This window comes from Ramlibacter paludis (assembly GCF_022012305.1).
Classification (GTDB): domain Bacteria; phylum Pseudomonadota; class Gammaproteobacteria; order Burkholderiales; family Burkholderiaceae_C; genus Ramlibacter; species Ramlibacter paludis.
Window position 1 is genome coordinate 863863 of record NZ_JAKLTM010000001.1, and the last position, 20834, is coordinate 884696.

At 64.8% G+C, this 20834-nt stretch carries 20 protein-coding genes and 1 tRNA gene; 9 read left to right on the plus strand and 12 right to left on the minus strand.

The genetic code is table 11. From position 1 onward, the window contains the following. Positions 1-128 precede the first annotated feature (128 nt). Both LZ009_RS04460 and LZ009_RS04465 read left to right on the plus strand, forming a co-directional pair. Positions 129-971: a motility associated factor glycosyltransferase family protein gene (locus LZ009_RS04460; RefSeq protein WP_275696661.1), complete on the plus strand. Its 843-nt coding sequence runs from the start codon at positions 129-131 to the stop codon at positions 969-971. Then, positions 968-1840 (plus strand): glycosyltransferase, encoded by an 873-nt coding sequence (locus LZ009_RS04465; protein ID WP_275696662.1) that lies wholly within the window; start codon positions 968-970, stop codon positions 1838-1840. Before LZ009_RS04460 ends, LZ009_RS04465 begins: the two co-directional genes overlap by 4 nt. Positions 1841-1877: 37 nt before the next feature. Here the strand turns inward: LZ009_RS04465 and LZ009_RS04470 are convergent, their stop codons facing one another. From LZ009_RS04470 to LZ009_RS04485, 4 genes are all read right to left on the minus strand, one after another. Then, a complete protein-coding gene (locus LZ009_RS04470; protein WP_275696663.1) occupies positions 1878-4163 on the minus strand; it encodes a polysaccharide biosynthesis tyrosine autokinase in 2286 nt (761 codons plus the stop codon). Next, positions 4160-4609 carry a low molecular weight protein-tyrosine-phosphatase gene (locus tag LZ009_RS04475; protein ID WP_275696664.1) on the minus strand — a complete coding sequence of 150 codons (450 nt, stop codon included), beginning with the start codon at positions 4607-4609 and terminating at the stop codon, positions 4160-4162. Before LZ009_RS04475 ends, LZ009_RS04470 begins: the two co-directional genes overlap by 4 nt. Then, the gene (locus LZ009_RS04480) at positions 4606-5691 is read right to left on the minus strand and encodes a polysaccharide biosynthesis/export family protein (protein WP_275696665.1); all 1086 of its coding nucleotides are present in this window, start codon (positions 5689-5691) and stop codon (positions 4606-4608) included. The genes LZ009_RS04475 and LZ009_RS04480 overlap by 4 nt, the downstream gene beginning before the upstream one ends. Before the next feature lie 162 nt (positions 5692-5853). Then, positions 5854-8121 carry a YjbH domain-containing protein gene (locus LZ009_RS04485; RefSeq protein WP_275696666.1) on the minus strand — a complete coding sequence of 756 codons (2268 nt, stop codon included), beginning with the start codon at positions 8119-8121 and terminating at the stop codon, positions 5854-5856. A 46-nt stretch (positions 8122-8167) separates the two neighbouring features. Between LZ009_RS04485 and LZ009_RS04490 the strand changes: the two genes are divergently transcribed. After that, the gene (locus tag LZ009_RS04490) at positions 8168-8497 is read left to right on the plus strand and encodes an H-NS histone family protein (protein ID WP_275696667.1); all 330 of its coding nucleotides are present in this window, start codon (positions 8168-8170) and stop codon (positions 8495-8497) included. Positions 8498-8525: 28 nt separating this feature from the next. Here LZ009_RS04490 and LZ009_RS04495 read toward each other — a convergent pair whose 3' ends face one another. Then, a complete protein-coding gene (locus tag LZ009_RS04495; RefSeq protein ID WP_275696668.1) occupies positions 8526-9218 on the minus strand; it encodes a sugar transferase in 693 nt (230 codons plus the stop codon). A gap of 364 nt (positions 9219-9582) precedes the next feature. Between LZ009_RS04495 and LZ009_RS04500 the strand changes: the two genes are divergently transcribed. Next, positions 9583-10161, plus strand: coding sequence for a hypothetical protein (locus LZ009_RS04500; RefSeq protein WP_275696669.1), 579 nt, complete (start codon positions 9583-9585; stop codon positions 10159-10161). Between the two features lie 87 nt (positions 10162-10248). On the opposite strand, the gene LZ009_RS24340 is transcribed toward LZ009_RS04500, so the two are convergent. Together LZ009_RS24340 and LZ009_RS04505 are read right to left on the minus strand one after the other, a co-directional pair. Next, positions 10249-10581, minus strand: a complete 333-nt coding sequence (locus LZ009_RS24340) for a VanZ family protein (protein WP_430300188.1) — start codon at positions 10579-10581, stop codon at positions 10249-10251. Positions 10582-10757: 176 nt separating this feature from the next. Next, positions 10758-10844: transfer RNA gene (locus LZ009_RS04505), tRNA-Leu, on the minus strand. A 41-nt stretch (positions 10845-10885) separates the two neighbouring features. Here LZ009_RS04505 and cysM point away from each other — a divergent pair. Genes cysM through LZ009_RS04525 form a run of 4 tightly spaced genes read left to right on the plus strand, consistent with a single transcriptional unit; the run spans position 10886 to position 13345 of the window. Then, on the plus strand, positions 10886-11788 hold the full coding sequence (cysM, locus tag LZ009_RS04510; RefSeq protein WP_275696670.1) for a cysteine synthase CysM: 903 nt from the start codon (positions 10886-10888) through the stop codon (positions 11786-11788). Continuing rightward, on the plus strand, positions 11740-12312 hold the full coding sequence (locus tag LZ009_RS04515; protein ID WP_283254169.1) for an NUDIX hydrolase: 573 nt from the start codon (positions 11740-11742) through the stop codon (positions 12310-12312). Before cysM ends, LZ009_RS04515 begins: the two co-directional genes overlap by 49 nt. Before the next feature lie 13 nt (positions 12313-12325). Next, positions 12326-12553: a sulfurtransferase TusA family protein gene (locus tag LZ009_RS04520; protein ID WP_275696672.1), complete on the plus strand. Its 228-nt coding sequence runs from the start codon at positions 12326-12328 to the stop codon at positions 12551-12553. Continuing rightward, complete coding sequence (locus LZ009_RS04525) at positions 12554-13345, plus strand: D-hexose-6-phosphate mutarotase (protein ID WP_275696673.1); 792 nt, start codon at positions 12554-12556, stop codon at positions 13343-13345. It abuts the gene before it with no gap. Here the strand turns inward: LZ009_RS04525 and galU are convergent. Beyond that, a complete protein-coding gene (gene galU, locus LZ009_RS04530) occupies positions 13332-14222 on the minus strand; it encodes a UTP--glucose-1-phosphate uridylyltransferase GalU (protein ID WP_275696674.1) in 891 nt (296 codons plus the stop codon). The two genes, LZ009_RS04525 and galU, sit on opposite strands and share 14 nt — an antisense overlap. A 106-nt stretch (positions 14223-14328) precedes the next feature. Here galU and LZ009_RS04535 point away from each other — a divergent pair, with 106 nt between their 5' ends. Next, positions 14329-15297, plus strand: coding sequence for an NAD(P)-dependent oxidoreductase (locus LZ009_RS04535; RefSeq protein WP_275696675.1), 969 nt, complete (start codon positions 14329-14331; stop codon positions 15295-15297). Here LZ009_RS04535 and LZ009_RS04540 read toward each other — a convergent pair. From LZ009_RS04540 to LZ009_RS04555, 4 genes are read right to left on the minus strand one after another with little or no spacing between them, the layout of a single operon-like run. After that, entirely contained in the window at positions 15294-18110 is a 2817-nt protein-coding gene (locus tag LZ009_RS04540) for a valine--tRNA ligase (RefSeq protein WP_275696676.1), read from the minus strand. The genes LZ009_RS04535 and LZ009_RS04540 overlap by 4 nt on opposite strands. A gap of 25 nt (positions 18111-18135) precedes the next feature. Next, a complete protein-coding gene (locus tag LZ009_RS04545; protein ID WP_275696677.1) occupies positions 18136-18321 on the minus strand; it encodes a DUF2783 domain-containing protein in 186 nt (61 codons plus the stop codon). Next, complete coding sequence (locus LZ009_RS04550) at positions 18318-20036, minus strand: FAD-dependent oxidoreductase (protein ID WP_430300198.1); 1719 nt, start codon at positions 20034-20036, stop codon at positions 18318-18320. Before LZ009_RS04550 ends, LZ009_RS04545 begins: the two co-directional genes overlap by 4 nt. A 5-nt stretch (positions 20037-20041) precedes the next feature. Then, positions 20042-20659, minus strand: coding sequence for a VOC family protein (locus LZ009_RS04555; RefSeq protein WP_275696679.1), 618 nt, complete (start codon positions 20657-20659; stop codon positions 20042-20044). Positions 20660-20834: the final 175 nt, after the last annotated feature.

The following is a 20834-nucleotide window of genomic DNA, read 5'->3' on the forward strand; positions in this document are numbered from 1 at the left end:
CGTTCGGCACAAGGCAACCACCGTCCGTGACGAGCCCGCCGCGACTTCGGTTACCTTATGGTGCCTTGCGAAGAAACTGCCGGCGCCCCCCGTTCCGGTGGGATGCGTCCTTTTGAACCGAAACTGCGATGAATGAACTTTCCCCTACCGACCACGCCGGCCCCGTCAATCCCGCGGGGTTGGGGTGGCGCTTGGCGCGCGACTACCTTTCGTGGCGCATGCGCCATCCGATCGCCTCGGCAACGAGCCATAGCAAGCTCCGCGCACTTTACGGGTCCGAGCGCGGAAACGCTGCCGTTGTCCTTTGCAACGGCCCCAGCCTTCGGTCAGTCGATTTCGCAGCCCTGCGTGGTGTGAAGTTGATCGGATTGAACAAGATCAACTTGCTGCTCGAAGAAATACCGGGTCTGAAGATCGACTACTTGGTGGCTGTCAACGATCTGGTGGTCAAGCAGAATTGCGACTTCCTGAACCGGACGGCGATCCCCACTTTCGTGTCGAGTCGCAGCATTGGAGTCTTGCAGGCGCGCCCTGGACTCCACTGGCTGTATGCGTCGCCGGTCGACAATTTCGCTACGCAAGTATTTCCGAGCATGTACGAGGGGGCAACGGTGACCTATGCGGCGCTCCAGCTCGCCTACCATCTCGGATTCTCGAGGGTGGCGCTGGTGGGATGTGACCACAACTTCGCCGTGAAAGGGACTCCCAACCTCGCCGTGAAAGCGGAGGGAGCCGATAACAGCCACTTTCATCCGAACTATTTCGCGCATGGACAGACCTGGCAATTGCCGGATCTCGTGGAAAGCGAAAGGGCCTACATGCTCGCGCACAAAGTCTACAGCGCGGCCGGTCGAGAGCTGTACAACTGTACGGCAGGTGGAAAGCTCGAGATATTTCCGCGCCTTCCCCTTCAGGACTTCCTGAATACCGCGACCCCGTTAAATCGCCCAACCATGCTTTCGTCTCAATGAGCACACTCATTTCCATGGTGACGCCCTGCTTCAATGCAGAGAAATACATCGTCGAGACCGTCGAATCCATGCTTTCGCAGACCGCGCTCGCTTCGGGGCGCGCCCAGCTGCAATTGATCGTCTGTGATGGACTGTCGCGGGATGCGACAGTCGAGAAGGTGCGGCAGCTGAATGACTCGCGCATCGAAATCGTCTCCGAGCGGGACGCCGGAATGTACGACGCGCTTGCCAAAGGTTTCGCCAGAGTACAGGGTTCCATCATGGGGTACCTCAATGCTGGCGACTATCTGCATAAAACGGCGTTCGACGTCATCCTCGACATCTTCGAGAACGACGAAGTGCAGTGGTTCACGGGGAACTACATGTTCTACAACGACCGCTCGCAACCTGTCGGCGGCAAGACCGTCTTTCGGTTCACGTCCCAGTTGTTGATGAAAGGGTTGTACGGCAGGTACCTGCCAACCATTCAGCAGGAGTCAACTTTTTGGCGTGCCGATATGCTCAGTGTCGTCGACATGAAGGTGCTCGCCGGGCTTCGACTTGCGGGCGATGCATATCTTTGGAGGAGTTTTGGCGCGCAGGCGCCTCACCATACGGTCCGCGCATTCATTTCCGGGTTCCGTATTCACGAAGGGCAACTTTCGGAGGGTAAAGCAAAGTACTTCGACGAACTGCAAAGCTTCTCGCAGCGACCAAATCCGCTCGACATGCTCAGGTGCCTCTTCGAAGGCGTAATGTGGCTGCTACCACCGCGCATCCAGTTATTGTTCAGCAGGAACACGACCTGGATGTACGACCACCGCCTGGAGAAATGGCGCAAACCGACTCTCAAGGAGTTGTTGGCGCGCCGCAGGATCGGTCAATCCTGAGGCGTGCGTAGAGGAATGCGGACTCCGGAGCCCGAGTTCAGGGATTCGGAGTCCGCTCTGCGGAACCCTGCGGCTCGTAGCTGTATTGACGGTAGCGGTAGGCACCGTATTTATACCCGTAGCTTCCGAAATGTCGGCGGCTGAGATCAACGGCGTTAAAGATGACGCCGGTGGCTTGTCGGCCCGCGTGCGCAAGGCGACGCGCGGTTTCTTGCAGTTCACCGAGCTGGGTCTGTTCAGCCCGGGCAACGAGCAGCAGCGTGCCCGCGTGGCCGGCAATCGAAAGCGTATCGGCGGCTGCGAGCACCGGTGCAGTGTCGATCACCACGATGTCGTATTTGCTGGAGAGCTGGTTCAAGAGCGTAGTAAACGCACCGCTCATCACGAGTTCCGCCGGGTTCGGAGGGAAGATCCCCGAGGTGATCAGGTCCAGGTTGTCCAGAACTTGCTTGCGAATGGCAGATTCCAGCGAGATCGAACCCACGATCAACTCGGACAAGCCCCCTCGGCGAGGTTGTCCGAAATATTGATTCAGGTGGCCCTTGCGCAGGTCAGCATCGATCAAAAGCACCCGGCGTCCGCCGCTCGCGAGTACGGCGGAGAAGTTGGCCGACACGAAGCTCTTGCCGACGCCCGGCGTGGCCCCGCTGATCACGACCCGATTGTTCGGAGCGTCCAGCATTGCAAATTGCAGTGCCGTGCGCAAACTGCGCAGGCTTTCCACTGCGACGTCGTTCGGAGCAGTGTTCGAAAGAATGTGCACGCCTGGACGCTTCTGGGCGAGACTTTGCGCCATTAAGGCCTGCATCTCGCTCATCGGAATCGTGCTGTAGACGTTCAGCCCAATGTGCGCTTCGATCTCCTGCGGATTGCGGATGCCGCGGAAGAAAGCGGCGCGCGCCACGGCAAGCGCGACTCCGCCCGCTAGGCCGGCGGCCAAGGCCAGTAGCATCACCAGGCCGCGCCTGGGAGCGATCGGCCCTTCGGGCGCAACAGCGGCGTCGATCAACCGCACATTGCCGACCTTTCCCTCGCGTATCAACTGCAGCTGCAAGGCATTGTTCCGCAGTTGCTGGTATAGCTCATTGTTCACCTTGACGTCGCGTTCAAGGCGAAGTGCGTCCTGCTGCACCGTGGGCAAACCTTTCACCCGTGCGTTGAGCGCCGCGATCTCGCGGTTCCACGCGGCAATCTGCTCGTCCAGTGTCCGGACCGTCGGATGCTCCGCCGTAAAGCGCGAAATCAATTCGCGACGGCGCTGCTGGGCCTCGAGCAGCTTGGACTGGAAGTCCACGCTTCGGCCGAGGATCAAGCGCGCCTCCTCGTCCAGGGCTACGGTGCCTTGCTGGTTGCGATAGCGGTTGTACGCTTCTTCCGACTGGTCCAGCGCCCGCTTGAATTGCGGCAGTTGCACATCGAGGAAGGCGAGGGTCTTCTCTGCCTCTGCGGCTTTCCGCTCGACGTTCTGGCGAACGTACTGGTTGCCGATTTCGTTCAGGATGCGGGTCAGGCGCGTCCGGTCGGAGTCCTGGAGCGTGGCGTCGATTACGCCGGACTGCCTGCCCTTCTCCACAAGCTTCAATCCATCCTGAAGAAACTCGATCGTGGCCAGCCTGGATAGACGAACCACGTTGAACTGCGCGCCCGCCTTGGCTTTGATATCCGAAACAAGGATGGTGAGAGGCCCATCGGGGGTTTCAGCCGTCAGGGCTGTGCCGACCTGTCCACGTATGTCGGGAATCTCCGGATGGCTCAGTTGGTAGGCTCCAGAGCCGAGCGCCGTTAGCCTGAACCGCGAGCCCTCCAGGTCGGACGGCACATCGAATTTGGGAACGCTGATGCTCTCGGCGCCAGTCACCCAACCTCCGATGCTGGGAAGAATGGGATCGGACACGCTGGTAGCGTGCCGGGCCAGCCGGCTTCCCAGCAGCGGCAGGTACCTTGGCCGTGCGTCGATGTACAGCAAGGTCTGGTCCACTGCCCGGCCTATGACCATTCGCGACCGGATGATTTCCATTTCCGCCGCGGCAGGCGTCTTCACATCAAACAGGCTTGCAGCTTCTCCCAGGAAGCTCTTCGCCGAGCCAGCCGAGTCTTCCACCTGAATCAGCAAGTTGGCCTCGTACTGGGGGCGGGCAAGGAAGGCATAGGCCACGCCCCCTAGCAAAGCGACGGCCGTCGTCAGGGCGATCAGCCACTTGTTGTCGACGACGATGTCCCAGTATTCGAGAAGGTCGACCTGCCGCTCGTTTCCAAGGGTGGCGGGCGCCAATGCAACCTGGCTCGTCGCCGGTTGTTGTTGAAGCGGGTGCGGCGCGTTCATTTGGTAGCCTGGTTTGCAAGTTTTTGGATGCGCGGTAGCCAAGCGTCGACGCCCTGTACCAGAAGCGAGAGGGCTTGTCGAAAAGCGTCTTCCGATTGTCTGTACGGATCCGGGACGTCCGCCTGAATGAATTCGCCCACGCGGATGACGCGTCCGTGCGCTTGAGGATGTTGCTCCTCGATGCGGCGCCGCTGACCCACCGACATCACCAGCACCAAGTCCGCTTCAAGGCACATCTGCCTCGTGATCTGGACCGCGCGATGCGCCGAAATGTCAATGCGGAGCTCTTGCATCAGCTTGACTGCAATCGGATCTGCCGGCGCTCCAATCAAGGCGCCCAGTCCGGCAGATCGAACGGCAATGCCGGGAAGCGCCGCAGCGAGCAGCCCCTGCGCCATCGGGCTGCGGCAGATGTTGCCCTCGCACACGACCAGCAGCGATCTCATGGGCTGATGATCTGGCGGCCGTACGTCAAAGTCTGCGCGCTGGGAACAATCAGGTTGATGATTCGGTTCCACTGCACCAGCGGCACGGGGTCGATGTACACAACGTCGCGCGGCCGGAGCGGAAAGCTCTCCGCCAAAGCCAAGGCGACGGGGCTGCCGGCTTTCAGGTGGTAGATCGTGGGCGCCGCTTCCCGGTTGCTCCGGATGACGTAGATCTGGTCCGTGTTGGCGGTCGTCAGGTTCGGGCCTCCAGCTTCCGCCAGGGCTTCGTTCAGCGTCATGCGCCCGCTTCGCATCAGAAGCGCCGACGGCCGCAGGATTTCACCCATGACAAAGACCTTGCGTTCTTCGCGGTGGCGCACCGACACAAGATCGCCGCTCTCCAGCACGATGCGGTTCGGGTTCACGCCCGCTTCCTGCAGGCGCAGCAGGTCGATCACCGTCGTGGTGTTGCCCCGGGTTAGCGTGACGAACGAGCGGTCGCCGTTGGGCGTGACCCCTCCGGCCCGGTTAATCGCCTCGGGCAGCGTCATGGGCACGTCGGTAAAGATTTGGCTGCCGGGTAGACGCACTTCGCCGTCGACATAGGCACGGCGGCTCCGGAAAGAGTTGATGCGCACCGTTACCTGTGGATCCTTGATGACGCGGGCGATACTGGCGCGAACGCGTTCACCGGCTTCAGATTCGGTGAGGCCACCCACATGGATGCGGCCCGCATACGGGAAGAAGATTTCGCCTCGACTGTCGACAATGAATCCCGGCGCGCTGGCGATTCCCGTGGGGTCCACCTGCTGGCTGATCACCGCACCCGCGGCCGGCAGCAATTCAGGATGGTCGTAAACGACGACGGTGATGATGTCGCTGGGGCCGATCGTGTACGGCTTGGGCTCTGCGAACAGACGCGCTACGTCCGGAGAAATCCCGGTCGGCAGGGCTTTCCATTCGGCCTGGATGAGCATCGGCGTGATGGGAATGACTACCCCTTGCGGCGGATTTGCGGGATCCGCCGGGACGTACTGGCCCAGCGTGATGCTGCTGCGAGTGGAGGGGTCGGCAAAATCGAACCCGGGCGCCGTCACCACGGCGCAACCTGGCAAGAGGCCTGCAACCAGGAGCGCTCCGAGATACAGCCCCGCACGAATTCTTTGTCTCAACCCCATTTCGATCCCGTGCGCTTGACGCAAACGTGTGACTTTAACCCAGCCGCCCTCGGAAATCCGCCTCTCCCCACAGAGGAGCCCGTCCTAATCGTGCAATGCTCCCGATCCGGGGGATTGCCGCGCCGCGTCTCGGATGCGTCGGAGGTTGTCTTCGAAATAGGCCAGGCCGGCGCGATCGGAGTTAAAGACTGCGTCCAGTGAAGGGACTGGGGGCGTGACGCCATAGCCGATGCGCACGGTGTTGCCGCCTTTTTCTCGCAAGGTGGATTCCGTGCCCACCGAAAAGCGAGGCGTCCCGGTCACCTGGAGGCCCCCGGGGTTCATGTCGCGTCTCGGTCCGATCGGCACCGAGACCATCAGTCCCAGGAACTGACGCGCGGGAGAGTTTTCGAACTTGCTGTGGCGGTAGTAGAGGTTGACCGCCACGTCACCGAACCACTGCCGCATGCCGACCTGCACGCCGACGTCGTTGCGCATGAAGTTGCCCGCCGTAGCTTCCAGGTACGTGCGCGTGGGCTGGAAGTGATAACGGTAGCTGGCAAGAAACGGTCGGGCGGTGCGCGGCCCCTGCGTATCTGGATTGCCATAGTCGCCATTCCGGAATACGCCAGCTTCCGCGGACAGCCGGTGCCTGCCGTCGCCGGGCTCCCAGCGCAGCGAGCCGTGAATGCCATCGTAGTAGCTCCCGTAGCGGCCGATTGTCGCTTGCGCAGTCAGCGCTGCGAGGCCGCGCCGCTTGACCTCGACGTCGTCGGTGGGGGCGAGCCAGCGCTCCAGCGGCAGTCTCATCACCTGCGTGAACGCAAGCCGCTCGAGTCCTCCGACGACGCGACGGCGCCCGAATATTGCGCCTTCTTCGTAGTCACTGCTGTTCGCGATCGGCACGTCGAAGCGAGCCTCCACGGTGGCGCCGCTCCACAAAGGCTGGAGAAAGCCGATATTGGCGCCCACTGAGTAATCCAGGACGCCGAACTCGGAGCCGATGTTTGTGCGCAGCACCGGGGACAAGGCTACGCGCAGGGTTTGCCAGCTCGGCGCATCGCGGCGCACCACCCAGTCGGCGTCGGTCTGCAGCAAATCCAGCGCCGTGGTCCCGGGAGTGGAAAGCTCGCCCGCGGCGCATCCGGCGGCGTCCGTCTGGATCCACATGCGCAGGCAGTCCGTTTGTCCGGTGATGGCAACCATCGGGAGCTGCCGCTGCGTGAGAATGAAACGATAGCCGGCTGGCGAGTCGCCGAGCGTGCGGGCAATCGCGGCCAGTGAGGCGCCGACGGCATCGAGGCTGTTCCAGTTGTAGGTGGCGTTGTTGGCCCGCGCGGCCACCGATCCGTCGGGCATGCGGCCCACCCAGATATCTTCCAGGCCCGCGGCGCGCAGGGCGGCTGCGAGGTCACGCATTCGGTCGTCACTCACGCGCCGGCTGTTTGTCGCTCCAGGCTGGGGCGGCAGCGGTGGCGCTGAGGTGGTGATGGGTGTAGGTACAGCTCGAGCTTCATAAGCGGGCAATGGCTGCTGCACTCCGCGCAACGCCGGGGGGGGCTGATTCGCGGCACCTCCCAGTGCCGGGACTTTGTAAAGCGGGATCGAGATCCCCGCCGATACCCATGACTTCTCGGTCAGGTCGGTTCCCGTCAACCGGACATTGGCTCCCAAGAATCCACTCCAACCCTCAGGCAGCCAAGCCTGCGGCGCGAACAGGCGCACTCCGGCCCAGGCATTTCCATCGGTGTATTCGACGTGGCCGCGCACCCAGGCTGCAGGCTGCCACGCCGCAGCCGCGAAGGGGCCGTCGAGCGGGGACCGAGAGCCGGCTACGCCGGCTCCGCTGCGCTTGGCTACACCGCCGCTGACCTCCCAATCGCCTGCACTGAACGTGCCGACTCCGTAGTAGCTCCGGAAATAGGTGACCGATCCGCCCAGGTCGGTTGCGCCGACGGCGATCCGGAATCGTCCGGCGGTGTCCAGGCCGATGCCGAACTTCCCCGAAGCGGACAGATCCCGCGCGCCGCAGTCGACGGCAAAGCAATTCGCGTCCTGCGGGGAACTGGCGGCCAGCCGACCCGAGACCTCCATGTTGGGCAACAGGCCGAAACCCAGCACATAGTTATGGCCCGACGGGTTACGGACGTACCCCGCAAGTTGATTGTCGTAGCCTAGAGCCATCCGGCCCCAGCCGAGAAGTTGGGCGTTCGGGGTGATGCCGTAGCCCGTAAACCCCCCTTGGGTGAATGTCTGATCCATCCCCGACGCGAACGCGGGAAACAAACAGGCGAGAGCAAGCGCGCCACTGCGCGCAACCTGTAGCTCCAGATAACAGCGCAGGGTGATAGCGGGCGGTGTCGGCCTGTTCATCTGCATAATTTGGGGATACCTTGGAGGACCATTCGTGGCGACTTATTTGGAACTGAAGCAGCAGGCGGAAAAACTTCTCGCCGAGGCGGAGTCCATGCGCAGGAAGGAGATCGTCGACGCCATCGCGGATGTGAAACAGAAAATTCGCCTATACGGCTTGACGGCTGAACAATTGGGCCTGGCCCGCAATGCGGGCGCGCAGGTAAAGAAGCGCGGACCCACAACAACCAAGAAGAGTGCCGCCCCGGCCGCAATCAGATACCGCGGTCCCAACGGGGAAACCTGGTCGGGTGGCCGTGGCCGCAAGCCGCGGTGGGTTGTCGATGCCCTTGCGAGCGGGAAAAAATTGGAAGAGTTTGCCGTCCAGCCTGGCTGAGGTGCCGGCCCCGCGCTGGAGGCGCGCCTCAGCGAGAGCCATCTCCGGTAAGAACGACCCGTATTGTCTTGACGAGGATCTTGAAGTCGAGCCACAGAGACCAGTTCTTTACATAGCTAGCATCGAGCCTGACACGCTCGGCATAGGTCAGACGGTTCCGACCACTTACCTGCCAAAGGCCCGTGAGGCCCGGCCGCACCGCGCAATAGCTCGGCCAGTAGACACCGTAAAGCCTCTTCTGGTTGGGCATGCACGGACGCGGGCCGACAACGCTCATGTCGCCTACTAGCACGTTCCACAGTTGGGGTAGTTCGTCCAGACTGGTGCGGCGAATAAAGCGGCCGAAAGGTGTAATCCGAGGGTCGTTTTCCAGCTTTTGATACTGGTCCCACTGCTGCCGCGCCTCACTGTCGGTGTCCAGAAACGAAGTCAACACCTGATCCGCATCCGAAACCATCGATCGGAACTTGTAGAAGTGGAAGCTCCTGCCTCCGCGCCCGATGCGGGGTTGCGAATAGATGACCGGGCCGCGTGACGTCAGCTTGATCCCCACGATCACGGCCAGCAACAGGGGCGAAAACAGGACAAGAAAGAACACAGCACCCGCGACATCGCAGCCGCGCTTCACACAACGGCCAAGTGCGCCAAGAGCTACTTGCTCTTCGCGCAGCCTGTCAGGGACGGTCGCAGGGGTCGTCAGTTCTTCGTTGATCCGGTACATCCTTGGACTTTCTTACGCTCAATTGCAACTAGAAGCAACAGCAAGACGTATCCTACACAACCTCAGCGCACCCGCCAATGCTCCCATGGGATTAAGCAAGAAACATGGCACTTTGTGCTCTTTTTGAGGGTTCGAGCGCACCGCGAACCAGTTCTGGGCCCGATCCTTGCTCCTCTGCGCGAGGGCGAACTCTGCCGTAAGCGTGGATCATGAAAATGGGGGTTGCTGGATGCCGTTTTTTGCGCATCAATGCTCAAAATGCAAACGCGGAGCCAGAGGCTTTGGTCTCACATTGGCGGTTTACGAGCGGTTGCATTTCTTGTACTCTCGCGGCATACCAATTTGATGAAGAAAAGGCCTTGAAATGAAAAAACGAATCCTTTTGATTGCGACGCTATTCGGCGCAACTCTACTGGCCGCTTGCGGCGGTGGCGGGGGCGGGGAAACGTTCACGGTTGCCTCGTCCGATCTCGCCATTTCGGCGGACAAGACCCAGGGTCCCGCCTTGGCCCAGGACATTTCCGGCGAGACCTTCACCTTCGGTGCTGTGCCCGATTTCGGCACCACGGGCACCACCTCTGTCGTCGTCACCTCCACTTCGGCGACGGCCACGCCCACCTTCAGCATCGCCTCGACCACCGGCACTGCCTCCGGAGCGCTGGAGTTCGGTTCCTGCATCTTCCGTGTGACCTCTTCTACCTTCCCGTCGACGAGCCCGATGGCCGTGGGCAAGACCGTGACGGTCGCCAACTGCCAGCTGACGGTGTCCACTCGCTTGCTCGTTGCCGACGCAATCGCGCGTGAACGCAGCGCGACGCTGCGCCTGAACACCGCGGTCTCCAGCGGCACCTTGGTGACCGTCAGCATCAACGAAGGCGGCCAGGTCACGATCAACGGCAAGGCCGCCGGCACTGTGACGCTGCAGCCTGTCACCGGCGGCTGATCGAGCGCTGAACCGCAAACGAAGAAACCCGCCTTGCGCGGGTTTCTTTTTTTTGTGCCCGTACAAATGGCGCGCCAACCCTCGCAATCATTTCGGCCACCTGCGAGCTAACCACTGGATTGAGAACCATATGACGACGGCGACGAGCAAGCCCACCGAATCGGCGAGAACGTCGTGCCAGTCCGCTTGCCTAGTGGGCGTGAACGACTGCAATATCTCAATCAGGCATCCATACGCAAGCAGGACGGCCAACATGCGAACGGGCCTTGTCGGCCAAGATGCTAATCCCAAGACCCCCAGACTTGCAAAGGCATAGACGTGGTTAGCTTTATCCCAGCCAGACACCCTGACCGGGGGCATAGGGGTCAGCGCCAGATACAGCACGAAAGCCGCATACACCCAGAATGCGGCCCGCAGCATGGTTGTGCGTCTCGTCCGGCTGGCAGTTGCAGTCAAAGAGTTTCTCCTGCCCACGGCTACAGATTTGAGGTGGTTTTCCAGGAACTGGCGAATGAACGTCTCACGCGGCTCCGCCCGTGCAAAGCAGGGGCCTGAAAGCGGCCGGTACGCGCGAAGCGCGAGGGGGGTTATCGCCCTGGTGCCGGAGGCCGGAATCGAACCGGCACGGTGTTGCCACCGGCAGATTTTGAGTCTGCTGCGTCTACCGATTTCGCCACTCCGGCGGCACGTAGAGGGAAGCCGGAAATTATGGCACAGTAGTTACATGCATTACCCCACCATCGAGGACGCAATCGGCAAGACGCCGCTGGTGGCCCTGCAGCGGATCGGCGCCGCGGACAACGCGAAGCGCGGCAACGTCATCCTCGGCAAGCTAGAAGGCAACAACCCCGCCGGCTCGGTCAAGGACAGGCCTGCCCTGTCGATGATCCGGCGCGCCGAAGAGCGCGGCGACATCAAGCCCGGCGACACGCTGATCGAGGCGACTTCGGGCAACACCGGCATCGCGCTTGCCATGGCCGCGGCCATCAAGGGCTACCGCATGGTGCTCGTGATGCCGGAAGACCTGTCGGTCGAGCGCGCGCAGACCATGAAGGCCTTCGGCGCCGAACTTCTGCTCACGCCCAAGAGCGGCGGCATGGAATACGCGCGTGACCTTGCGGAAAACATGCAGCGCGAAGGCAAGGGCCGCGTGCTGGACCAGTTCGCCAACGCCGACAACCCGCGCATCCATTACGAGACCACCGGCCCCGAGCTGTGGGAGCAGACCGGCGGGCGCATCACGCACTTCGTCAGCGCCATGGGCACCACCGGCACCATCACCGGCGTGTCGCGCTTCCTGAAGGAAAAGAACAAGGCCGTGCGCATCGTGGGTGCGCAGCCGGCCGAAGGCTCGCGCATTCCCGGCATCCGCAAGTGGCCGCAGGAATACCTGCCCAAGATCTACGACCCGGGCGCGGTGGACGAGACCATCTCGGTCAGCCAGGAGGATGCCGAGGACATGTGCCGGCGCCTGGCCCGCGAGGAGGGCATCTTCGGCGGCATCTCCGCCGCCGGCGCCTGCTGGGTCGCCCTGCAGGTGGCGCAGCAGGTGGAGAACGCCACCATCGTGTTCGTCGTCTGCGACCGCGGCGACCGCTACCTGTCCACCGGAGTCTTTCCGGCGTGAGTGACTACCGCTTCTGCCCGCAGTGCGCCACGGCGCTGCAGCTGGTGGCGCAGATGGAAGACGGCGGCGAGAAGCAGCGCCTGCGCTGCCCGGCGTGCGGCTGGACCCACTGGAACAACCCGACGCCGGTGCTGGCGGCCGTGATCGAGTACGACGGCCGCATCCTGCTGGCGCGCAACGCCGCCTGGACGCACAAGATGTACGCGCTGATCACCGGCTTCATGGAAGCCGGCGAAACGCCGCGCGATGGCATCGCCCGCGAGATCGCCGAGGAAACCAGCCTGCAGGCCGAGGAGCTGAATCTGATCGGCGTCTACGACTTCCAGCGTATGAACCAGGTCATCATCGCCTACCATGCGCGTTGCACCGGCACGGTGAAGCTGTCGCCGGAACTGGTGGACTACAAGCTGTTCGGCCCCGACCAGGTGCGGTGCTGGCCGGCGGGCACGGGGCACGCGCTGGCCGACTGGCTGCGCAGCCGCGGCCACGAGCCGCAGTACATGGAGATGGCCGCTCGCGCCTGAGGAGAGAGACGCAATGAATTACGACAAGGAAATCGACACCCGCGGCCTGAACTGCCCGCTGCCCATCCTGAAGGCCAAGAAGGCACTGACGGACATGCAGAGCGGCCAGCTGCTGAAGGTGATCTCCACCGACGGCGGCTCGCTGCGCGACTTCCAGGCCTTTTCCAAGCAGACCGGCAACGAGCTGGTGGAGCAGCAGACCGTGGGCGGCGAGTTCGTGCACGTGCTGCGCAGGCGCTGATTGGTCGAACTCCGAACCCCGGGCGGCGACCGCGCGCTCATCAGTCCCGAAGGCGCGCAACTCCTCTCCTGGCAGGCCGGCGGCCGCGAACAGCTTTACTGGAGCGCCTTGTCGCCCGCCACGCCGGGCCGCGCGGTTCGCGGCGGCGTGCCGGTGTGCTTTCCCCAGTTCTCCGATCGCGGGCCCTTGCAGAAGCACGGCTTCGTGCGGGTGAACCGTTGGGACGTGGTCGAGACCACCGGCGACATGGTCCGCCTGGCGTTCGACCCGCGCCTCGCGCCCGCGGCCTGGCCGCATCCCTTCGCCCTCGGTTTGACCGTCCGCCTCGGCGAAGGCTGGATCGAAGTCGGCCTGGAGGCCACGAACACCGGCACCGAGGATTTGCGTTTCACCGCCGCCCTCCACACCTACCTGGCCGTGCCGGACGTGCGGCAGGCCCGCGTCGAAGGCCTGCAGGGCTGCGACTACGAGGATGCGCTCGATGGCCTGCGCGTGAAGCGCGAGCAGGCACCGGCAATCACCTTCGACGGCGAACTCGATCGGGTCTACCGCAACGTACCGGCGAGCCTCGCGTTGCAGGACGGCGCCACGCGGCGCATCACGCAGGCCGGTTTCGTCGACACCGTGGTCTGGAATCCCGGCCCGGCCAAGGCTGCCGCGCTGGGCGACATGCCGCCTGGGGACTGGCTGCGCATGGTCTGCATCGAAGCCGCCGTGGCGGCCGCGCCGGTGCGCTTGGCGCCGGGCCGGTCCTGGTCCGGCAGCCAGCGCATCGCTCTCAATCCAGCTTGAGCTGGCGTAGGTAGGCGCGGAAGTCGGCGCCGACCTCGGCGTGCTTGAGGGCGAATTCCACCGTGGCTTCCAGGAAGCCTTCCTTGCTGCCGCAGTCGTAGCGCTTGCCTTCGTAGCGATAGGCATGGACGCCTTCGGTGGCGATCAGCTGCGCGATGCCGTCGGTGAGCTGGATCTCGCCGCCGCTGCCGCGCGGCTGGTTGCGGATGCGGTCGAACACCGTGGGCGTGAGGATGTAGCGGCCGGCGACGCCGAGGCGCGAAGGCGCGTTCTCGGGCGCCGGCTTTTCCACCATGGCGCTCACCTTCACCAGCCGCTCGCCGGCGGCATCGCCGGCCACGATGCCGTAGCGGCGCACGTGTTCCAGCGGCACCTCCTGCACGGCCAGCACGGAGGACTGCACCTGCGCGAAGACCTCCACCATCTGGGTGAGGACGCCAGGACGGCCGTCGGCACCCGTCATCAGGTCGTCCGCCAGCAGCACGGCGAAGGGCTCATCGCCCACGATCGGTTGCGCGCACAGCACCGCGTGGCCCAGGCCGAGCGAGCGGGGCTGGCGCACGAAGGAGCAGTCCATGTCCTGCGGCGACAGCGAGCGCACCAGCTCCAGCAGTTCGTGCTTGCCGTTCGCCTCGAGCTCGCTTTCGAGCTCGTAGGCGGTGTCGAAATGGTCCTCGATGGCACGCTTGTTGCGACCGGTCACGAAGACCATGTGGCGGATGCCGGCGGCATAAGCCTCCTCCACGGCGTACTGGATCAGGGGCTTGTCGACCACCGGCAGCATTTCCTTCGGTTGCGCCTTGGTGGCGGGCAGGAAGCGGGTGCCGAGGCCGGCAACCGGGAAAACCGCTTTGTGGATATTGGTGCGCGTGCTCATCGACGGAGTTGTAAGTTATCGCTACAGTGTGCCGTTTCTTCGGCAGTGACATTGTGACGGACGCGCCCGGCGCGTTCCCGTCGGACAAGGACGTCCTTTGGAAATCTTGTTGCTCGAACGACTGGTCCCGGAAGCCCATGCCTGGCTGGAGGCCCGCCATTCCGTCGCCTACCGGCCCGAGCTGGCCGATGCGGATCCCGCCGACCTGCGCCGCGCCGTTTACAAGGCCCAGGGCGTGGTGCTGTCGCGCAAGGCGGTGGTGACCCGCGAGTTCCTGGATTTCGCGCCGATGCTGAAGGCCGTCGCGCGCCTGCACGAAGGCACCGACAACACCGACCTGGAAGCGTGCCGCGAGCGGCGGGTGCGCGTGATCCAGGCCAGCACGGCCAACCTGCGCTCCAACGCGGAATACCTGCTGGGCGGATTGCTGGCGCTGTACCGCCGGGGCATCGCGGAATCGATCGCCGGCCAGCGCCGCGCCGCCATCCGGCTCGGGCGCGAGCTCCACGGCAGCACGGTAGGCCTGCTCGGCCTGGCACCGAGCGCGCATCCGCTGGCCATGATGCTGCAGTCGCTGGGCGCCAAGCTGGTGGGCTACGACCCGGCCGTGCACCAGACATCGTCGGTCTGGAGCCGGCTCAACGTGCGGCCGGTCGCCTTGTCGGAGCTGGTCTCGCAGTCCGATGCCGTCGCCGTGCAGGTGCTGTACGCCTCGCGCTACCAGGGCTTCATCAACGACAAGGTGCTTGCGCAGTGCAAGCCGGGGCAGGTGTGGGTGAGCACCACGCGGTCCGACTTCTTCGACCGCCCGGCCTTGGCCGCCGCCCTCGGGGACGGCCGCATCGAGGCCGCGTTGATGGATGCGGCCGAATCGGGCTTCGCATCGCGCGGCAGCCCGCTGCACGACTGCGCCAACCTGTACCTCACCCCGCGCCTGGGCTCGCACACGCGCGAGTCGCGCGGCCGCGCGAGCTGGTACGTGGCGCAGCGCATCCACGAGACGCTGAGCGCCACGTCGCCCAGCATCTTCGACCAGCTGCCCAGCGGGATGATGGGTTTGGAGGCGGGCGCCTAGCCCAGCCGCTGCAGCTGCGCCTGCACCTTCTCGAGCGAAGCCGAGAAGTCGGCGATGCGCTTGCGCTCCTGCTCGATCACCGCCGGCGGCGCCTTGGCGACGAAGGCCTCGTTGGAGAGCTTGCCGTTCGCCTTGGCCAGTTCGGCTTGCAGGCGTCCCGCTTCCTTGCCCAGGCGGGCCTTCTCGGCATCGACGTCGATCTCCATGTACAGGCACAGGCGTGTCGCGCCGACCACCGCCACCGGCGCGGCTTGCGCGGCGGCGGCCCAGGCGGCCTCGTCGTCGAACACCTTCACTTCGCTCAGCTTGGCCAGTGCCTTCAGCACGGTCGCCGCTTCGCGCATGAAGGCCGCATCGCCGACCGCGTAAGCCGGCAGGCGGGTCGAGGGCGGGACGTTCATCTCGCCGCGCAGGTTGCGGCTCGCGTCCACCACCGCCTTCAGCCGCGCCATCCAGGCTTCGGCTTGCGCATCCACGTTGGCCGGGTTGGCCTCGGGGTAGGGCGCGACGCTGATCGACTCGCCGCTCTTGCCCGCGACCGGCGCGACCTTCTGCCACAGCTCCTCGGTCATGAAGGGGATCAGCGGGTGCGCCAGGCGCAGGATCGCTTCCAGCACGCGGATCAGCGTGCGGCGCGTGCCGCGCTGCTGCGCGGCGTCGCCGGCCTGGATCTGCACCTTGGCGATCTCGAGGTACCAGTCGCAGTACTCGTCCCAGACGAACTGGTAGATCGTGTTGGCGACGTTGTCCAGCCGGTACTCGGCGAAGCCCTTGGCCACGTCGGCCTCGGCCTTCTGCAGCAGGGAGACGATCCAGCGGTCGGCCTGCGTCTGCGTGGCGTCCTGCTCCGCCAGGTCCTGGCCTTCGCAGTTCATCAGCACGAAGCGCGTGGCGTTCCAGAGCTTGTTGCAGAAGTTGCGGTAGCCCTCGCAGCGCTTCGGATCGAAGTTGATCGAGCGGCCCAGCGTCGCCAGCGACGCGAAGGTGAAGCGCAGCGCGTCCGCCCCGTAGGCCGGGATGCCTTCCGGGAATTCCTTCTCGGTGTTCTTGCGCACCGCCGGCGCGGTCTCGGGCTTGCGCAGGCCGGTGGTGCGCTTGTCCAGCAGCGGCGCGAGCGAGATGCCGTCGATCAGGTCGACCGGGTCCAGCACGTTGCCTTCCGACTTGCTCATCTTCTTGCCGTGCGAGTCGCGCACCAGGCCGTGGATGTAGACGTGCCTGAAAGGCACCTGGCCGGTGAAGTGCGTCGTCATCATGATCATCCGGGCGACCCAGAAGAAGATGATGTCGTAGCCGGTCACCAGCACGGTGGAAGGCAGGTACAGGTCGTAGTCCTGCGTTTTCTGCGGCCAGCCCAGCGTGGAGAAGGGCACCAGCGCCGAGGAGTACCAGGTGTCCAGCACGTCGGGGTCGCGCGTCAGCTTTTTGCCCGGCGCCTGCGCCTGCGCGTCCGCCTCGCTTTCGGCGACGTACACGTTGCCCTGTTCGTCGTACCAGGCCGGGATCTGGTGGCCCCACCACAGCTGGCGCGAGATGCACCAGTCCTGGATGTTGTTCATCCACTGGTTGTAGGTGTTGACCCAGTTCTCGGGCACGAAGCGCACGTCGCCGCTCTGCACCGCATCGATGGCCTTCTGCGCGATCGACTTGCCGGTCGGGTCCTTCTCGCTCACCTTGCTCATGGCCACCCACCATTGGTCGGTGAGCATCGGCTCCACGATCTGGCCGGTGCGGGCGCAGCGCGGCACCATCAGCTTGTGCTTCTTCGTTTCCACCAGCAGGCCCAGGGCCTCCAGGTCGGCGACGACCTTCTTGCGCGCCACGAAGCGGTCCAGGCCCCGGTACGCGGCGGGCGCCTTGTCGTTGACCGTGGCGTCGAGGTTCAGCACGCCGATCATCGGCAGCCCATGGCGCAGGCCGACCTGGTAGTCGTTGGTGTCGTGGGCCGGCGTCACCTTCACCACGCCGGTGCCGAACGCGCGGTCCACGTACTCGTCGGCGATGATGGGGATCTCGCGGTCGGTGAGCGGCAGCTTCACCGACTTGCCCACCAGTTGGCGGTAGCGATCGTCTTCCGGATGCACCATCACGGCGGTGTCACCCAGCATGGTTTCGGGACGCGTCGTGGCGACCACCAGTTCGCCCGAGCCGTCCGCGAGCGGATAGCGGATGTGCCAGAGGAAGCCGTCCTCCTCTTCGCTTTCCACCTCGAGGTCGCTCACCGCCGTCTTCAGCTCGGGGTCCCAGTTCACCAGCCGCTTGCCGCGGTAGATCAGGCCCTGCTGGTACAGCTGCACGAAGGTCTGGGTCACGACCTTCGACAGCTTCTCGTCCATCGTGAAGTACTCGTGCGACCAGTCCACGCTGTCGCCCATGCGGCGCATCTGCGTGGTGATGGTGTTGCCCGACTTCTCCTTCCACTCCCAGACCTTCTTGACGAAGTCGGGACGGCCCAGGTCATGGCGGCTGGTGCCTTGCTCCTGCAATTGGCGCTCCACGACGATCTGCGTGGCAATGCCGGCGTGGTCGGTGCCCGGGACCCACAGCGTGTTCTCGCCGCGCATCCGGTGGTAGCGCGTGAGGCTGTCCATGATGGTCTGGTTGAACGCGTGCCCCATGTGCAGGGTGCCCGTGACGTTCGGCGGCGGCAGCTGGATGGCGAACGAGGGGACGCCCGCCTGGGCCGCGCCCGTGCCGCGGTAGCCGGCGCGCGCATAACCACGCTGTTCCCACAGCGGACCCCACTTCGCCTCGATGGCGGCGGGTTCGAAGGACTTGGAGAGGCTGTTCAGCCCGGGTTGTTCGGTACTCACCCGGGGATTTTAAGGGCGCCGCCCCTCAGGGCAGGGTGCGCGCGGCCTCGACGCACTCCTTGAGCACCTTCGCGTCGCCGACCTGGTTGGCCAGCAGCAGGATGAGCCGCGCGTTCAGCAGCTCCGACTGCTCGTGCGTCAGGCCCTGGTGCGCGTCCAGCAGCTGCTCGTAGAAGCCGTCGGCGTCCTGCAGGTTCAAGGCGGTCTTCATGCGGCTTCCTCCAGCGCTGCGCCCAGCGCCTGGCCCACGGCATGGACCAGGTGGGCATCGACGCTTTCGCCGGTCGCGGCGACATAGCTGTCCGGCCGGACCAGCGCCCAGGCATGGCCGAACACGTGGCAGGCGCCTTGCAGGTGGCCCTTGGGGTCGCGCACGTACTCCATCGCGCCCGGCGTGTCGTCGGGGCCCAGCACCTGCACGCAGCGCAGGGGCGCGGTCTCGGCCAGGCTGCGCAGGCGCTCCAGCGCGGCGGGCGCGGCATCGCCGAAGAGCAGCACCAGCAGGCGGCCCTCGGCCCAGCGCAGCAGGTCGTTGACGCGGCCGCTGCTGCCGTCGGCCCATTCGAAGGCGACGTTCTGCACCGACAGGCCGCCGGTGCCGTCGCAGGCGCTCGACCGCGTGTAGGGGTTGGCGACCGCCATGCGCCCGGTGTTGACGAACTGCCGGGCGAACATGTGCTGCCGGGCCAGGCTGAGCGCCGCATCCCGGAAGCGCTTCTCCACCGGCGTTGCCGGCCGCAGGAAGCGCGCCGTGCGGTTGGTCACCAGCACGTTCTGCTGCGCGGCCTCGTGGCGCTCCTCGTGGTAGCTCTCCAGCAAGGCCGGCGCGGCCAGCCCGCGCTGCACCGCGGCCAGCTTCCAGGCCAGGTTGTCGGCATCGGCGATGCCGGTGTTGCCGCCGCGCGCGCCGAACGGGCTGACGACCTTGGCCGAATCCCCCATCAGGAAGACGCGGCCGTGCCGCATCCGGTCCACGCATTCGCTGCGGTAGGCGTAAGGGCCCACCCAGACGATCTCGACGCCGGCGTCGGCGCCGAACTGCCGGCCCAGGCGTTCGCGCACCACGTCCTCGCGGCTCACTTCCGCCGGGTCGGAGTCGGGCGCCATCTGGTAGTCGATGCGCCAGACGTTGTCGCCCATCAGGTGCTGCCAGACCGCGCGGTTCTCGTTGAACGGCGCCTCGATCCAGGTGTGGCGCTCCACCGGCGGCTTCTTCGTGAAGCGCACGTCGGCGATGCACCAGCGGTCGTCGCCCTTCTTGGCCGTCACCGCGGCGCCGACCCACTGGCGGAAGGGGCTGTGCGAACCGGTCGCGTCGATCACGTAGTCGGCGCGCAGCTGGTAGTCGCCTGCCGGCGTGCTGACCGAGAGCGTGGCGCCTTCGCCGTCCTCGCGGAAGCCGGTCACGCGGTTGCGCCAGCGCAGCTGCACCTGGCCGAGCTCGTAGATGCGCTCGACCAGGTAGCCCTCGATGTAGAACTGCTGGATGTTGATGAAGGGCGGCTGGCTCGACAGGTTGTAGCCGCTTTGCTGGCGCAGGTCGAACGAATAGACCTCGTCCTCGCCGGCAAAGGTGCGGCCGACGCTCCACTGGATGCCCTTGGCCGCGATGCGCTGGTAGATGCCCAGGCGCTCGAAGATCTCCAGCGACTTCTGCGTGTAGCAGATGCCGCGCGAGGAGGCGCCCTTCACGCCGACGGTGTTGTCTTCGTCGAGCAGCACCGCCGGCACGCCGTATTGCGCGAGCGCGCAGGCCAGCGTCAGCCCGGTGATGCCGCCGCCGACGATGACGATCGGGTGGTGGCTGGCTTCGCCTGAAGCCAGCTCCGGCGGCGGCTCGAAAGGATATTCGGGCAGTTCGTAGCCGCTGCCGTGCGTGAACTCATAGCCGTTGGAATACGCCGTCTCGGCGTAGCTGCCCGCCATGGCGCTCATTTCTTGACGAACTCGGGCCGGTCGTTCTGCTGCGGCTTGAGCGGCGCGCTCACCTTGCCCGCCGCGCGCTCCTTGCGCCACTGCTCCTTGCGTGCCGTCCACTCGTTCAGCCGCTGGTGCGCCGTCTTGCTCTCCTGCAGCATCTGGAATTCGTCGGCCAGCTGCGCCGTGAGCTCGAGCCGCACGCCGTTCGGGTCGAAGAAGTAGATGCTGTGGAAGATGTGGTGGTCGGTGATGCCCAGCACCTCGACGCCGTTGGCTTCGAGGCGCGCCTTCATGTCCTTCAGCGCCTGGACCGAGTCCACGCGGAAGGAGATGTGGTTCACCCACTTGGGCGTGTTCGGCGAGGGCTCGGCCGCCTGGTCGTCGCCGAGGTCGAAGAAGGCGATGAACGAGCCGTCCTGCAGCCGGAAGAAGAAGTGCGTGTAAGGGCAATACTCGCCCGTGCTCGGCACCACGTCGCTCTGGATGATGTGGTACAGCGGCAGCCCCAGGATGTCCTCGTAGAAATGCCGGGTTTCCTCGGCATCTTTCGCCCGGTAGGCGTAGTGGTGCAGCTGGTGGATCGGCGCGGGCGCAGGCAGGGCGCCCGGGTTCTTCAGGACGGCGGACATGGCTTCTCCGGATTTACCAATGCGTAACGCGTTTACTATACCGTAACGCCGCGGCGGTCCCAAGCGCGGCCGTGGCGGATAGGGGGTCTTCATGGCCTGTATTGACTGGGGCTATTAGACGGGCGTGGGCCACATGACTACCCTGTGGACGTCGTCGGCCCGGCCGAGGCGCACC

Bases quoted from the DNA above. Each gene is read 5' to 3' on its own strand.
- LZ009_RS04460 (WP_275696661.1), top strand. From the start codon at position 129: ATGAATGAACTTTCCCCTACCGACCACGCCGGCCCCGTCAATCCCGCG.
- LZ009_RS04465 (WP_275696662.1), top strand. From the start codon at position 968: ATGAGCACACTCATTTCCATGGTGACGCCCTGCTTCAATGCAGAGAAA.
- LZ009_RS04470 (WP_275696663.1), bottom strand. From the start codon at position 4,163: ATGAACGCGCCGCACCCGCTTCAACAACAACCGGCGACGAGCCAGGTT.
- LZ009_RS04475 (WP_275696664.1), bottom strand. From the start codon at position 4,609: ATGAGATCGCTGCTGGTCGTGTGCGAGGGCAACATCTGCCGCAGCCCG.
- LZ009_RS04485 (WP_275696666.1), bottom strand. From the start codon at position 8,121: ATGAACAGGCCGACACCGCCCGCTATCACCCTGCGCTGTTATCTGGAG.
- LZ009_RS04495 (WP_275696668.1), bottom strand. From the start codon at position 9,218: ATGTACCGGATCAACGAAGAACTGACGACCCCTGCGACCGTCCCTGAC.
- LZ009_RS04500 (WP_275696669.1), top strand. From the start codon at position 9,583: ATGAAAAAACGAATCCTTTTGATTGCGACGCTATTCGGCGCAACTCTA.
- LZ009_RS24340 (WP_430300188.1), bottom strand. From the start codon at position 10,581: ATGCTGCGGGCCGCATTCTGGGTGTATGCGGCTTTCGTGCTGTATCTG.
- cysM (WP_275696670.1), top strand. From the start codon at position 10,886: ATGCATTACCCCACCATCGAGGACGCAATCGGCAAGACGCCGCTGGTG.
- LZ009_RS04520 (WP_275696672.1), top strand. From the start codon at position 12,326: ATGAATTACGACAAGGAAATCGACACCCGCGGCCTGAACTGCCCGCTG.
- galU (WP_275696674.1), bottom strand. From the start codon at position 14,222: ATGAGCACGCGCACCAATATCCACAAAGCGGTTTTCCCGGTTGCCGGC.
- LZ009_RS04545 (WP_275696677.1), bottom strand. From the start codon at position 18,321: ATGAAGACCGCCTTGAACCTGCAGGACGCCGACGGCTTCTACGAGCAG.
- LZ009_RS04550 (WP_430300198.1), bottom strand. From the start codon at position 20,036: ATGGCGGGCAGCTACGCCGAGACGGCGTATTCCAACGGCTATGAGTTC.
- LZ009_RS04555 (WP_275696679.1), bottom strand. From the start codon at position 20,659: ATGTCCGCCGTCCTGAAGAACCCGGGCGCCCTGCCTGCGCCCGCGCCG.